The following is a 14090-nucleotide window of genomic DNA, read 5'->3' on the forward strand; positions in this document are numbered from 1 at the left end:
TTACTCTAGATCCCCTAGTATGACCATTTGTCGGTGAAAATATGATGTTTACAAAACGTTGCAGGCACAGGTGCTCTACACTTATCGCTTGTTTGCTATGTTTTCAGCCGCATCGACCGTATGCTTGAGCAAGGTTGCAATGGTCACTGGACCAACCCCGGCAGGAACCGGTGTAATGGCCGAAGCCACCTCACAACAAGCGTCATAATCAACATCGCCAACGTTTCCGGGATTGTAACCTGCATCTAAGACAATAGCGCCTGGTTTTAGCCAATCACCTTGAACAAATCGAGGTTTACCCACAGCAGCTACTACAATATCTCCCAGACGCACGATATCGGCCAAATTCGCTGTTTTCGAGTGGCAGGTCGTAACGGTTGCGTTCTTATTTAGCAGCATCAGAGAGACCGGTTTACCGAGAATTGGACTTCTTCCAATTACAACCGCGTGTTTGCCTTCGACCGGAATTTTATAATAGTCCAAAATGGCCATGATTGCCGCCGGCGTACAGGAAGGGAACTCGGCAAATCCAAAAGCATTTTGAGCAAATCCCAACGTCGTGACGCCATCGACATCTTTATCGATATGAATCGCCTCAAAAGCTGCCCTTTCATCAATATGCCTCGGAACTGGGTGCTGCAGCAAGATCCCATGCACACTGCTGTCATCATTAAGCTTGTGAATGGCTGCAATTAACTCCTCCGTAGTTGTGTGCTCAGGAAGAACAACACGAATAGATTGAATTCCAAGCCGCTTGCACGCGTTTCCTTTCATCCGTACGTAAGTCGCTGAAGCAGGATCGTCGCCGACCAACACGGTCGCTAAACAAGGAACGATGTCTTGATCGGACAAGTTTTTGATTCTGTTGCTCAGCGATGCCTTCATGGCGTCTGCGACCCGGTTACCATCCAAGATTAATGTTTCTGCTGACATTTTAATCATCCCTTTTGAGTAAATTTGAAACGCAAAAAGGTAAGGGGAATTCCCCTTACCTCTGCCCAGGCGTACGGCTGATTATCCATGTGCTCCCTCATGGTTCCCCATGTTCCGCCAGTCACACACAGTTTTTTGTATGCAATCATAATAACAATTAAAGCCATAGTTTTCAATGCGTATGGAAAAAAGACTACGGAGACCTTACTGCCGTTCCAATTCGCCTGCAATAAGCTTCCAACTCATCGAATGAAAACTTGTAGAAGGTTAAATCTTTCACAACCGATGAGTGAAATCCCGGCAAGCTGCTCCACCTAGAAACAATTGGTTGTATCTCCTTATTGTCAGAAGAACTCCAGAACTGGAGCTGCTTTACGTCGGGGTTACCAGCTTTAATAAGACTCAATAACGCTTCAAGACCGCGTAGAAATAACGGTGTACGCCGATATTGTTCCAAAATAAAGGCAATCTCAACCTGACAAATCTCTCGATCTTCGTAATCATTTGCCCCTGTGCCGTACACGAAACCTGCCGAACCTACGATATCGTAAGTCTCTTCGTTGAAAATCAGCATGGCTTGCCCGAACTGCAGCGGACTGCCCATGAAAGCGAGCTTCATCGCAAAAGGGTACGGCAAGTTTAAAAAGGCTTGTTGCTGAATCAAAAAACGGATGTAAGCTTCGAAATCCATCTCGAACTTACAAGTACGGAATTCGAAACCCATTATACCGGATTAGCTCGCAAGTTCTCGTTGTCTTTGACGATTTTACCGAAACCGCCTTTGTTCGTATCTTTTTTAATGCTTGGTGGAATTACAATCATGCATAACGCCTCCTTATCAAGGATAGTTGTCTGTCATATGTATATTATACCTTCACGAATTTATCTAAGAAAGCCCTCAGATTGTTAATTTTGACACCAAATTTCATTTGTTTTCCAAGTATGCTATCCTCTTCATGGCTTCTGTCGGCAAATTTCGCGTACAATTTGCATAAATATACATTTTCTGCAAGTGCTGCGAATCTCACCTCTTGGACGTCCGGATTGTCGGATATAATCTCGCTTACCAGGAAGCGCAAGCCCTTAATGAAGAGCCTTGATCCTCGATAAGCACGGTCGGCTATGGCCATCTCTATAAAAGCGATGTGTTTATCTTCGTAGTCGCACTCTGGTGTCCCAAGGTAATAAGCACTTGCCGCAATAATACGTTGTGCGTTATGATCCACCACCTGAATCAACTGACCATACTTGATGAACGAATACAACATCGCTATCGTGTCTGTGGCCGAATACGATGGATGCATATCCCGCCGGTTTTCCAGAATGAACAAACTCACTTTAGCCAAATCATCATCAGTGACGCACCGTTTGTAAATACTTGCTGTCATAACGTTAACCTTCACACCTTCCGTAACGAAGCCTCTACATTCGACTCAATAATGTCATCTGCAATGTTTGTAAAATTTGTGGATACTCTGCCGTCAACCGGTGAAAAGCCTCTCGTCTGACCGATAGCAATACCGCAGGACTCAGTGCCTTCACTGTTGCGTTCCTTAGCGTGTTGCGGAGCAGAGCAATTTCCCCGAAATGATCGCCATCCTGCAGAACGGCAACACGTATTTCGCCTTTGTCCGGTATATTTTTCACTATTTCAAATTTGCCTCGAACGATAATGTAGCATTTATTACCCTCTTCGCCCTCACGAACAATTACTTCGCCTTCCTTACACGTTTCTGTTGAGAACAAGGTAGCGATATCACTTAAAAGCGCTGGCTCTATGCCTTGGAAGAATGGCAGTTTAGCAAGCCGATTTACATCCACAGTCGCATGTAGACCGTCGTGAGATAGATGAAACCCGATCTGTTTCTCCCAAAGATTCGCATACTCCCCCTTCTGATCCAGAAGCTCATGATGGGTGCCGCTTTCGATGATCCGTCCGTCTTTGAATACATAAATGACATCGGCATGCACGACTGAAGACAGTCTATGTGTAACGGAAATAATCGTTTTGTCTTTCCGACTTTGTACGATTAACTCATTAATATCGGCCTCTGTCGCCGGGTCTAGCGCCGATGTGACTTCATCGAGCAGCAACAACTTCGGCTTCCGCAGAAGCGCTCTCGCTATGGACAGTCGCTGCCGCTCTCCACCCGACAGAGAGCCCCCTTCGTGGTGAATCAGCGTGTCGTATCCATCTGACCAGTTGACAATGGTATCGTGGATCCGCGCCTGCTTCGCCGCTTCTATCATTTCTGCTTCCGTCGCAGCTTCATTATTTATCAGCAAATTATCACGAATTGAAGCGTTAAACAGAAATGTATCCTGCGCAACAAGCGTAGTCAGCTTTCTTAGCGACGCTTCACTTACTTGGCGCAAATCGCAGTCATTAATTAAGATTGCCCCTTGGTTCGGGTCATAAAACCGTGAAAGCAGCTGTAAAGCCGTACTTTTGCCCGATCCGCTTGGCCCAACAAAAGCCACATACATGCCTTCCGTAATGCGCATGCTCACTTCCTTCAATTGCTCCGCTTCACCGTTATATCCAAACGTTACCCGATTCATCTGAATTGAAGTAAAAGATGATGATAAGGGCACAGGATTCTCCGCGTCAGGAACGTCCGGCTGCTGCTCCAATATCTCCTTCACCCGGCGGAAACTGATACTCGAATCAATTAGATTTGGAATAAGGACCGACAAATTTGTAACTGATTGACCTACGGATAAAAACAACGTAAAAAACGCCATAAAACCGCCAACCGTAATTTCGTCATGAAATATGAAATACCCACCGAAACCGATCATGATACCGTTTAGAATCAACAGCGCCGTGAGCGGCAGCCGTTCGATCAAGGCCCCTGCCATATGCAGCTTGAATCCGAAAGTGAACAAGTCGTTCATCTGTTTGCGCGCGCGATCCCGGATACTCGCCCGCAAGTGAAGGCCTTTGATCGTTTTATGCCCTTTGACCATCTCATCAATCGTATTTGCAAAGTGCTCCTGCGCTTCCTTGTATCCTGTGTTGGCAGCCTCCGCACGCCCCTGCAGCAATTTCGGCCCGATAAACATGAGCGAAGAACCAGCCAGCATAGCAAGGGTTAACTTCCAATTGATTGAAAAAAGCATAACAAGTCCGAGCGTCACACTTAACGTTTCCTTCAACAGGAAAGGATACGATATACGTACAACTCTCTCCATTGCACCCATATCGGCCGCAAACCGAGTAACCAAATCACCAACCTTGAACCGTTCATAAAAAGGGAGCGACTGCTTTTGCATATGGTCGAAAAGCTCACTGCGCATCTTCCGGATCATTTCCCCGCTGAGCTTGCCTAACGAGTAGTCGCCAAAAGCGCTAGCACAAATGTTCAATAACCCTCCGCTGAGCAACACCGAAAGTATGAAAATAAATGCGTGGAGATCCTTAGGCATGAAAGCGTCATCTACCAAATATTTCAAACTTAAGGGTGAGGCAATAGAATACGCAATTTCGATGAAAATACTGCCTATGAATATAGCAGTTAATAATTTATACTGTGCAAAATGACGCAATATTGTCTTGATGAAAGGCAATGAATATCGCCACCTCCTGCTATTCATAGATTACCTTAGATCCTTTAGACTGTAAATCGTTCTAGCAATCCTGCAAATAAAAGAGTAAAATCTCTGATAATAAAATAGAGTTTCATACATGCACTATTCAAAGGAGGATGCATCGATGTCCCTTATTCGAGAAATGACAATCGAAGATTATGAGCAAGCCTTTTTACTCTGGGATCAGATTGAAGGTCTTGTATTAAGTGAGGCGGATTCTAAACCAAATATCGCGAGTTATTTAGCTAGAAATAAAGGATTTTGTTTCGTTTGCGAAGCGGACAATCAGGTGGTTGGAACTATTTTGGCTGGGCACGATGGCAAAAGAGGATTTATCTATCATCTAGCTGTGAATCCGGAATATCGCAAACAAAGGATCGGGCATCGTCTTGTAGAAGCGAGTCTTGCTCAGTTAAGAGAGATAGGCATTGAGAAATGTCACATTTTTGTACTCGAAAATAATGATTTGGGCCATTCTTTCTGGACGGCTGCAGGTTGGGAAAAAAGAAGCGGTTTTTTTGTTTATTCGAAAACGCCTTAAACCGGCGAAAAAAAAGGCTGTCCAGACCTGTTCAATCCATGGGTCCAGCAGCCTTTTTTCTATAATTTCAACGTCATAAATGAGCTAAGCGGGTCTTCGGTGTAATCCGCAAACGGTTGGCAATACTCGAAACCCGATTTCTCATACAGCTTTCTTGCCGGCTCGAAGGCTTCAAAGGAGCCAGTTTCCAGACTTAAACGCTGATAGCCACGTCGCTTGGCTTCCGCGATAATGTGCTCAAGAAGCTGTTTGGCAACCCCTTTTCTTAGATGGTCAGAAGAGGTTCGCATGGATTTTATCTCACCGTGCCCGGGGTCAAGTTCTTTCATTGCGCCGCAGCCGGCTAATTCTCCTTGGTCCCACGCACTCCAGAAGGTAACTTCCGGTTTTTTGAGCCCATCAATATTCAGGGCATGCATGCTTTCCGGTGGAGAAAGCTCTGACATTCCTTTCAGATGCTCCAGAATTAATGCCCTTACCTCAGCACCCGTTAAGTCATCAACCTTAATGTCCAACAAAGCCATCGTGAATCTCTCCTTCTCATTACTCTCTATTTCTAAGTTATATTTTACATGAATTCGCATAAGGTCAAAACCTTTTTTGTAAAGGAAATTTAAGTGAAAACCTAACCGATTAAATACCGAAAACCTAACAGGCTAAACACCGGCAGGCTTGATGTTAGACTCGTCGCTCCGTCCCATCATAGTACTCATCAGATCTGCAACTCCTCCTCACCTGCCAAAGACAAATTATACTGGAGCGGCCGGAGCTGGCGAAGCTGGCGGAGCTGGCGGAGACGGCGGAGCGGACGGGGACGGCGGAGCGACAAAGCGGACGGAGCTGGTGAAGCTGGCGGAGACGACGGAGCGGACGGAGCTGGCGGGGACGGCGGAGCGGACGGAGCTGGCGGGGACGGCGGAGCTGCCGCGCGATTAGGGCTCGAGGCCGAGGGTGTAGCTCCACCTCGGGACCAGAGCCTGTTGCCTCGGTTGAGACTCGGCCGAGGGGAACTACGGGGCGCTATTTCTGCGAAATGGGCCCTTTTACGCACGGGAGGGGAACTACCGTCCCTTATTTCAACGGATTAGGCTGAAACACAGCCAAAAACGTTGAAATAAAGCCCTGCAGTTCCCCAAGAATTTGAAATGGACCGATAGGGCAGAAATAGCGCCCTCAGGTTCCGCTATGTAATGTATGGCGTGCAGCGACAATCCACTAATCCGCCCCCAAGCTGCGGTAGATGGAAAAACGACCGTTAATCTTCCCTACTCAGTAGCGAGAATTGGTTATCCTTGGCATAATTAACGCCAATAAATCCAGCTACTTAGGAAAAAGTGGAACAATTGCAGCAATTAGCAGGAGGAATCAGCGTTAAAGCTTAGCAATCGCTTGCTTGTACCTCACCGGCAAACGCCACATAAGAAGCAATCGCCCTCGTTAAATTCGCGCGATCGGCCGTCATACAATAAAAGCCAACTCCCCCATTGTATTTTTTACAACATACAGACGCTTTTTACGCTGCAATCTCATCTTCATTGCACAAAATACAATCATTTGAACCCGAGATGACAAAAAAGTGCCCATTTCATGCCAAATGGTTGTATAAACTACAACATAGACGAGTAAAAAGCCAGATAGACGCCCATCTGGTTGTACAAACTGCAATATAGTGCTGTGTGGCACCAAGGAGTCGTTCCCCAAGAATTTGAAATGGAACAATAGGGCAGAAATAGCGCCCCCAGGTACTGCTATGTGAAGCAAACAGTCAGTATGGTGAGCAGCCCCTCTTCACTTTGACCGAAAACGCTGCCATTGCTTCGTGCGGACGATCCACTAAGCCGCCCCAAGCTGCGGTAGATGGAAAAACTACCGTTAATCTTCCCTGCTCAGCAGCAGGGAACGAATTAACGGTAGAAGCTCCAGCTAAATCAATAGGAGAAGAGAATTGGTTATACTTGGCATAATTAATAGCAGGAGGAATCGGCGTTAAAGCCTAGCAATCGCCTGTACCTCACCGGCAAGCGCTGTAAAAGAAGCAATCGCCCTCGTTAAATCCACGCGATCGGCCGTCAGGCAAGCGAATCCCTCCTGGATTCGCCTCTCGAAATCAGCAGGTGCTGCTGCAAATTGGCTGCACTGGGCGACGGCTCCTTTTTCGTTCAGCAAATACTGCCCATTGCACGCGAACAATACTTGAACGAGGCAGCTTACCGTTCGAAACAAATGCCCTGCTGCGTAAGAAACATCTTTACGCCCCAAAGCCTTTTTAGCGTTAGCGATGGAAAAATCCGCTTCCCACATAAATTTCGCGAGGGTCGCTTGCCGCAGCGCTTCCGGGTACGGCCATGTCTTCGCCTTCATTTCAGCGACGAGACCCTCCGGATCCCAGAGCGGCCGGCAGCGCGCGACTTCTCCCATGTAGATTGATGTGCAGAAGCCATGCGGATGGCCCGGCTGATAATGAATATCGATCCGGCCGTGCCGGCAATCCTCGATGATGCCGGACACTTTCGCAGCATCCCGATACAGCACATCCAAGGGAAAGCCGCCGCTGCTAAGCCAGCCGCCGCCATTGATCCACGGCCCCCATCCGCAAATCGGCGTGATAAGACCGCTGCGGTGCTGATCATCCAATGACTCCGCAGCTTTCTCCAAAGCGGCAATGTCAACCGGCCGCTCAGGGCGGTAGTAGACGCCGATGTCAATATCAGACTCCGGTGTTTCGGTGCCGCAGGCACGTGAACCGCCTAACACGATAGCAGCGATTCCTTCTACTTTTTGCAGTTGCTCTACAGCTGATTGAATAACTTGATTTGCTTCCATAGACGTATCACCTACCTTGATACTAAAACTTTACGATGAGAGTAGATAACGGATCAAGAGTGATCTTTTCTTTAAAAAATACTTTTCCCTCCGCATGGTCTACGGCTACTTCGTTCCCTCCAAGCAAGACGCTCCGAATGTCGCGCCCCTTCAACAATTCGCTGCCAAAGCTGGATAACGTCAGTGTCCCCATTTTAACCTCCAGCTCCAGCTGTCCATCCGCGCTGCGGAACTCACCCCATCCGTCATTCAAGCTCCAGAAACTGCTGAACTCATCTACCTGCCATTTCGGACTAAAACCAATATGTCCTTCGACCATATCATACTCGAATCCGCTTAGCGCCAGCAGTAATCCGAAGGAAGCCATAGAGCGAGCATAATTGCTGCCGCATTCGAATTCATTCCACGGATTCCGGCGTTCGCCGTCATACCGGTCGCGAATCGCTTTCACCACACGCAGCCCTTCCGTTACATATCCCTCATAAATCATATGGCAAGCAGCCTGGTATTCAAAGCCATTCATGCACTCTTCCGCATAAGGAACTGGCACAATTGGAGAGTTCGCATCAGGCCATGAGCAGATGACGAGACCCGCCTCGTCGTTCAACCCATAAATGCGGCAAGCATTCGGGTGGTCGCCTAATTGTTCAATAAAGTTGTTCTCATAGATGGAATGAACCGCACATTTTACTTTCTCTGAATCCAGTACGTACCCTAAACCAACCAGATGAGCAAACCACTGTCCGAGCACCTGATCGATGCCGCAGCCCTCGCCAATCTGATATTTATGCTCCCCTGCCTCCTCATTCCAGTACACCTCTTCTGCACCATACTTTTCAAGCACAGAACGGTCTTTGAGGTCTACCATTTGATGAAAATAACGCCCATTGAACAAATGCTCATTCGTCCAAGCCGATCCTTTGAGCCTGATCGCATCGTATTCCGCCGCTGTCTCAGGCTCTCCCAGCGCATTCGCCATCTCAGCTGCAGCTTTCAAAGCAGCCAAATACATACTTGTCAGCCAGGAGTTCGGGCCGAACAGCTCCATATCGAGCGTATGGTGCTGCCGCCCTTCCATCACGCCGTCTTTGTCAGCATCCCACTGATCCTCGTTGGTCGGCTCCCAGGCAAACTCGAGCGCTTTGCGAATGTTAGGCCACAGTGAGCGCAGCCACGCTGTATCGCCGGATATCTTCCATTCGCGATAAGACTTAATGATGCCGCCCATTTGACCATCGGCAGCAGCTCTGAACTTGTTATCGCGTGTTGTCCGCTCTGCAGGCAGCATGAGGCGGAACGCCATTTTCCCATTTTCAAACTGGGCATACGTATAGTCGATCTTCCGCATCGAACGTGCCAGCGCCGGGAATAGGAAAGCTGTCGCTTGCTCGTAATTCCATACGTGGGTGCAAGAGCCTTCGCATGAGCCTTCGTTCGTATGCACGCCTTCAAACCCGTACAAAGTCCCATCGGTTAAACGCAGTACAGTAGGCGATTTTAAAATAGAAATATTGCTGCTAATAGCATCAACGACCGTATCAGGCAGCGTAGACCCAAACAACGTATCCTTAAACAGTTGTGATTCCGCATAAAGCCGCTCGTAGTTCGTCATCACATATTTAGCCGTAGCCGTCGAATCCTCGAATAACGTTGAATAATAATTTTTCCATGAAGGCAGTTGATCACCGCCCGGGTTCCAGAAGTTTACATAATTCGGAAAACTCCATGTAAGGATGAAGCGAAATGTCGCTTTACCGCCAGCCGGTACCGTACGATGCCCGCTCAGCAAGCCGACATCCTGGTGCTTTTCATGCACTCTTCTCGGATCTAATTCACTTGCAGTTTCATAATTTCGCTCCTGAAAGCGGCCTGGCCGACGGAAATCTTTCCAGAACACGGTCAAGTTATCGAACCAATTCCCACGGAACCAATAAGACTGATAACTGACGTCATCATGATCGGCAAGCAGCGTCAAATCGCCGAAATCCGCTTCATCCTCCTTATACTGTACAGAAGAAAGCCGAATCGCTCGTCTGCCATCTACCTCTGTTGCTTCGTTTATGGCTCCTTTGCGAAGTGGGTTCGTCAAGTTGCCTACCACGCTAAGATCTAATTCATCCTTGGAACGATTCGTCACTTCATATTCGAAAATCGCACACGGGATCGACGAATCCCGATCGTTCAGCGGGATGAACGGATTGAATGCCGTCAACTTGACATGGATGGGATCATCGTGGTCATCGAACGTCATTTCCGCAAACGGAAATTCTCCACGAAACGAGGTATTTTTAAAATGTGGAAATCCCGACATATTCTCCCGTCTAGGACCGTAGCCGTAGCCCTCAAATTTCCCTTTTCCTTCGCCGGTATAAGGTGTCTGCAAATCCCCGTTCAACACTTTGGTCAGGATCACCTCGCCTTGACGCTCTGCTTTTACAGCAAAAAAAGAAAATCCGTTAAAGCTTAGCTTATTCGGACGATTGAAAATCTCCCAATCAATTAGCCGGCCATTCCCGGCCAGACCAATGCTGCCCGTCCCGATACCACCAAGCGGAAACGAGATTTGATTCGTTTTGGCACCTGTATATTCAAAATTTTTCTCCATACCAAATTGCGCATTTGACTGATTCGTACCCATAGAACGCCCTCCTCAAACTCCTCATGATATAAAATCGTTCGTTGTGCTCACTTACATTTTAAGTCCACCCGCAGTGATGCCATCGAGCAAATATTTTTGTCCGAATATGTAAAAAAGCAGTGGCACGAAAAGCGACAATGTCACCCCTGCTAGAATGGCGGAAAGATTCCCGGTTCCAAAAGCTCCGGTTAATGCGGTCATCCCGATCGGCAGCGTCATTTTCTCAAATGAATTCAGAAAAATAAGCGGTCGGAAAAAATCGTTCCAATGTCCGATGAAGCTAATGACCGAAGTAACGGCGACAGCTGGGTAGGACATCGGGAGAATGACCTTCAGAAACACCCAAATCCGGCTGGCTCCATCCATATAGGCGGCTTCATCATACGCGCTGGAGATCGACATCATCGTCTGCCGAATCATGAAAATACCGAACGGATTAATAAGTCCCGGCAAAATAAGCGCCAGATGCGTATCAACAAGCCCCAGCTTCGACATCAGAATAAACTGCGGGATGATCGTTACTTGCCCCGGAATCATAAGCCCGGATAGAAAAATGAGAAATAGCGCGTTGCGTCCCGGAAAAGCGATGCGGGAAAAGGCAAAGGCCGCCATGCTGGAGATAAAAATATGTCCCAGCACGATGATCAAGCAAATTTTCAAGCTGTTGGAAATAAAATCGAAAAACGGTACCTTCGCAAACACCTCGGCGTAGTTGCCAATATGCCACGCTGTCGGAAAGATGGCAGGCGGCAGTGAAAACGAATCCTTTGGCAGCCGCAGCGAGGTGGAGAATATCCACAGGAACGGGGTCAGCATAAGAAAGGATAAGAGCAGCAGCACGCCGTCCAGCAGAATGCGTCCCGGCCCTAACCCCCGCATGGCGCCGATTTTAGCCCCGGTCCCTGCTGCTTGAAGATTGGAAGCCTCCACTTGTATCAACTCCTCTTTTAATCCCTGTCATAGTTGACCCATTTCTTACTAATGGAAAATTGAAACACCGTTACACAAAGTATGATTAAGAACAAGCTGAGCGAGAGTGTAGAGGCATATCCCATCTCATGATGCTGGAACGCCACTTCATAAATATACATATTCACGGAACGGGAGGCGTCTCCTGGTCCGCCCGACGTAATGAGGTACGGCTCATCAAAGATTTGGGTCGCCCCAATCAGAGTCGTCACCAAGACAAAGAAAATCGTCGGCGAAAGCATAGGCAGCGTGATAGAGAAAAAGCGCTGTGTCTTATTCGCTCCGTCAATTTCGGCGGCTTCATACAGTGCAGCAGGTATGCTTTGAAGCCCGATTAAGTAATACAAGAACGCATTACCGATAAATTTCCAGAAGCTATAGATCGCTACAGCCACGTAAACCCACTGCGGGGACTGCATCCAGGCAATAGGACTGACACCAAATTTGCCTAACAAGAAATTCAGGATGCCGAAATCCTTGCTGAAGATGAACTGCCAAGCAACCGCAACCGCCGCCGAAGTCGCAAGTACGGGGAAATAAAAAATCGTACGGTACAAATATTTCCACCCTTTGCCGATATTCCGATTGACCGCCAAAGCAATCAATAAACCGAGAATCGCATGCATAGGGGTTAAAATCAATACATACTTGAGCGTATTTCCATACGTCAGCCATAAACGATCATCCGCGAACAAATGCTTGATATTGTCAAAACCGATCCATTTGGCCGACGTGATCACGTTGTATTTGGTAAAGCTTAAATATAGAGTCGCTACAACCGGTTCGCCAATGAAGAGTACAAAAAATAGCAAGGCTGGCGCCAGAAATAACAAGCCGACAACTGTATTAGACATCTTGCGATAGGTTCCCACGCTAGACTCCTCCCATGAACCGTGGAGCCGGGCGATCCCTCCGGATCGCCGACGGACTGCCAACGATTCGGCGTCATTTTTTCAGGATAGCGTCGATTTCTTGTTTGGCCTTTTTCATGGCTGTCGCCGCATCGGATTGATTAGACAGGATCTCCGATACGTGACGGTCGAATACGCCTTGAATTTCGCCATATTGCATAGGCGCTTCTACCGCTTTGGCGACATCGGCGCTTTCTGCGTATACTTTCCAGTTTTGAGCCGGTGTTTTTGGCAGCACTTCGTTCATAACCGATATGCGTGTCGGAATTGAAGTATTGGAAAGCGTCGTTTTCTGCGAGTAGACACCGCTCAAGAAAGCTGAAAGCTTGTAGGCGGCTTCCGGATATTTGGTGGATTTAAGGACAGGGAACGCTCCGGAACCAAAAATCACTTTGTTCGTCTTGAACGTCGGCAAGAACTGCACATCGATATTCGTAAACTTATTTTTGTCATACGTGCCGAATGGCCATTTGCCAGCAGATATCATCGCTACCTGACCATTCATGAGCATCTGGATTTGATCATCCTTCGGTCCTGGAACCGGGGCCACTTTATATTTGTAAATGAGATCCTGGAAAAACTGCATCATTTCGATGGCATTCGGATCGTCTAATTTACTGGTTGTCATGTCATCATTCAGAACGCTTGCGTTATTGTTAAACAACCAAGCAGAGGCGCCAAAATAATAATTCGGAATCGCAAATCCGTATTGTTTTTTGCCGTCTTTTTCCGTAGTCAGCTTTTGCGCATACTGGAGAAAGTCGTCCTTCGTCCAGTCTTTATTCGGCATCGACAAGCCTGCTTGCTTGAGCATATCCGTATTAAAATGCATCACGACATTGTTCCAGTCCCAGACAAAACCGTACGTTTTTTTGTCGATGACAAAAGGAGACTGAAGCTTCGGATGCAAATCATTGTAATTGTCCAGTGCAGCCGGATCGGCTTTCATGTAGGTATCCAACGGGAGAAGCAAATCCTGCTTCGCAAACATCTGGATGCCTTCGATAGCAACGCGAATGACGTCAGGCGAATTGCCGCCGGCAATCATCGTCTGAATTTTATTGAAATAGTCGGCCCAACCGCTGCTGACGACTTCCACCCTTTTGACCGTGATATCCGGGTTTTGCTTATTGAATTCGGCCAAAATATTCGTTAACTGCTCATCAGAGGCTTCATTTTTACTCCATACTAACGTTAATTCGGCTTTGCCTGATTTCGATGACGCCGGTGTTGAATTGGAGCTGCATGCAACCAGTGACCACCCGAGTGCAAAAATTAATAAGAAGACCCAAACCTTTCTCATACAGGACACCATCCTTAACAGAATGTGACGCCGCGCTCCCGGGTTGGCATAACCGGTGCGGCCTGATGCCTTTCTACGTTGCGATTCATGGTCCACGTCCATTCCGTGCACGTGCACGGTAAAGGCTAAAAAAATTTGCAACAAAGCAACTGCGCCATCCGGGGCGTCCCCCGCTTCGGCTAATCCTGCATCGGAGCTCCACTCACCTGCATCGTGCACGTGAACGAACTCATCTTAACAAATAAGCTTTATTTTGTAAACGCTTTATACAAAATTCGTTCCTAGTGCCTATATGCACGCATCTCCTTTACGTTCACGAGCACGGATCTTGACCTACACGCCGAGATACGCTACGATTAGACCACTAGAGCCTTTCACGGA

12 protein-coding genes and 1 riboswitch are annotated in these 14090 nt (G+C 47.6%); of the genes, 2 read left to right on the forward strand and 10 right to left on the reverse strand.

Annotated features, from left to right (window positions below):
- Positions 1–81: 81 nt before the first annotated feature.
- The 4 genes from PCH02S_RS04175 to PCH02S_RS04190 all read right to left on the reverse strand — a co-directional run bounded on the left by PCH02S_RS04175 (position 82) and on the right by PCH02S_RS04190 (position 4503).
- Entirely contained in the window at positions 82–933 is an 852-nt protein-coding gene (locus tag PCH02S_RS04175; RefSeq protein WP_127450360.1) for a bifunctional 5,10-methylenetetrahydrofolate dehydrogenase/5,10-methenyltetrahydrofolate cyclohydrolase, read from the reverse strand.
- Positions 934–989: 56 nt separating this feature from the next.
- A riboswitch (ZMP/ZTP riboswitch) is annotated at positions 990–1068 on the reverse strand.
- Between the two features lie 58 nt (positions 1069–1126).
- Positions 1127–1657, reverse strand: coding sequence for a hypothetical protein (locus PCH02S_RS04180; RefSeq protein WP_127450362.1), 531 nt, complete (start codon positions 1655–1657; stop codon positions 1127–1129).
- 142 nt (positions 1658–1799) lie between these two features.
- On the reverse strand, positions 1800–2321 hold the full coding sequence (locus tag PCH02S_RS04185; RefSeq protein ID WP_127450364.1) for a hypothetical protein: 522 nt from the start codon (positions 2319–2321) through the stop codon (positions 1800–1802).
- Between the two features lie 34 nt (positions 2322–2355).
- Positions 2356–4503 (reverse strand): ABC transporter transmembrane domain-containing protein, encoded by a 2148-nt coding sequence (locus PCH02S_RS04190; RefSeq protein WP_164819432.1) that lies wholly within the window; start codon positions 4501–4503, stop codon positions 2356–2358.
- A gap of 145 nt (positions 4504–4648) precedes the next feature.
- On the opposite strand from PCH02S_RS04190, the gene PCH02S_RS04195 reads away from it, so the two are divergent.
- Positions 4649–5065 carry a GNAT family N-acetyltransferase gene (locus PCH02S_RS04195; RefSeq protein ID WP_127450367.1) on the forward strand — a complete coding sequence of 139 codons (417 nt, stop codon included), beginning with the start codon at positions 4649–4651 and terminating at the stop codon, positions 5063–5065.
- A gap of 59 nt (positions 5066–5124) precedes the next feature.
- Here PCH02S_RS04195 and PCH02S_RS04200 read toward each other — a convergent pair whose 3' ends face one another.
- Positions 5125–5580, reverse strand: coding sequence for a GNAT family N-acetyltransferase (locus tag PCH02S_RS04200; protein ID WP_127450547.1), 456 nt, complete (start codon positions 5578–5580; stop codon positions 5125–5127).
- A gap of 160 nt (positions 5581–5740) precedes the next feature.
- Between PCH02S_RS04200 and PCH02S_RS35570 the strand changes: the two genes are divergently transcribed.
- Positions 5741–6001: a hypothetical protein gene (locus tag PCH02S_RS35570; RefSeq protein WP_164819433.1), complete on the forward strand. Its 261-nt coding sequence runs from the start codon at positions 5741–5743 to the stop codon at positions 5999–6001.
- 1050 nt (positions 6002–7051) lie between these two features.
- Here PCH02S_RS35570 and PCH02S_RS04210 read toward each other — a convergent pair.
- The 5 genes from PCH02S_RS04210 to PCH02S_RS04230 all read right to left on the reverse strand — a co-directional run bounded on the left by PCH02S_RS04210 (position 7052) and on the right by PCH02S_RS04230 (position 13928).
- Positions 7052–7888: a nucleotidyltransferase domain-containing protein gene (locus PCH02S_RS04210; protein WP_127450369.1), complete on the reverse strand. Its 837-nt coding sequence runs from the start codon at positions 7886–7888 to the stop codon at positions 7052–7054.
- A gap of 22 nt (positions 7889–7910) precedes the next feature.
- The gene (locus PCH02S_RS04215) at positions 7911–10526 is read right to left on the reverse strand and encodes a GH116 family glycosyl-hydrolase (RefSeq protein ID WP_127450371.1); all 2616 of its coding nucleotides are present in this window, start codon (positions 10524–10526) and stop codon (positions 7911–7913) included.
- 51 nt (positions 10527–10577) lie between these two features.
- Positions 10578–11456, reverse strand: coding sequence for a carbohydrate ABC transporter permease (locus PCH02S_RS04220; RefSeq protein WP_127450373.1), 879 nt, complete (start codon positions 11454–11456; stop codon positions 10578–10580).
- 17 nt (positions 11457–11473) lie between these two features.
- Positions 11474–12367, reverse strand: coding sequence for a carbohydrate ABC transporter permease (locus PCH02S_RS04225; protein WP_218033140.1), 894 nt, complete (start codon positions 12365–12367; stop codon positions 11474–11476).
- Positions 12368–12440: 73 nt separating this feature from the next.
- Positions 12441–13928, reverse strand: coding sequence for an ABC transporter substrate-binding protein (locus tag PCH02S_RS04230; RefSeq protein WP_127450375.1), 1488 nt, complete (start codon positions 13926–13928; stop codon positions 12441–12443).
- Positions 13929–14090 lie beyond the last annotated feature (162 nt).

It is taken from the genome of Paenibacillus chondroitinus NBRC 15376 (assembly GCF_004000765.1).
GTDB lineage: Bacteria > Bacillota > Bacilli > Paenibacillales > NBRC-103111 > Paenibacillus_E > Paenibacillus_E chondroitinus.

What these genes read in the sequence shown, in the direction of transcription:
- PCH02S_RS04175 (WP_127450360.1), bottom strand. Translation starts at nt 933, where the DNA reads ATGTCAGCAGAAACATTAATCTTGGATGGTAACCGGGTCGCAGACGCC.
- PCH02S_RS04180 (WP_127450362.1), bottom strand. Translation starts at nt 1,657, where the DNA reads ATGGGTTTCGAATTCCGTACTTGTAAGTTCGAGATGGATTTCGAAGCT.
- PCH02S_RS04185 (WP_127450364.1), bottom strand. Translation starts at nt 2,321, where the DNA reads ATGACAGCAAGTATTTACAAACGGTGCGTCACTGATGATGATTTGGCT.
- PCH02S_RS04195 (WP_127450367.1), top strand. Translation starts at nt 4,649, where the DNA reads ATGTCCCTTATTCGAGAAATGACAATCGAAGATTATGAGCAAGCCTTT.
- PCH02S_RS35570 (WP_164819433.1), top strand. Translation starts at nt 5,741, where the DNA reads ATGTTAGACTCGTCGCTCCGTCCCATCATAGTACTCATCAGATCTGCA.
- PCH02S_RS04210 (WP_127450369.1), bottom strand. Translation starts at nt 7,888, where the DNA reads ATGGAAGCAAATCAAGTTATTCAATCAGCTGTAGAGCAACTGCAAAAA.
- PCH02S_RS04215 (WP_127450371.1), bottom strand. Translation starts at nt 10,526, where the DNA reads ATGGGTACGAATCAGTCAAATGCGCAATTTGGTATGGAGAAAAATTTT.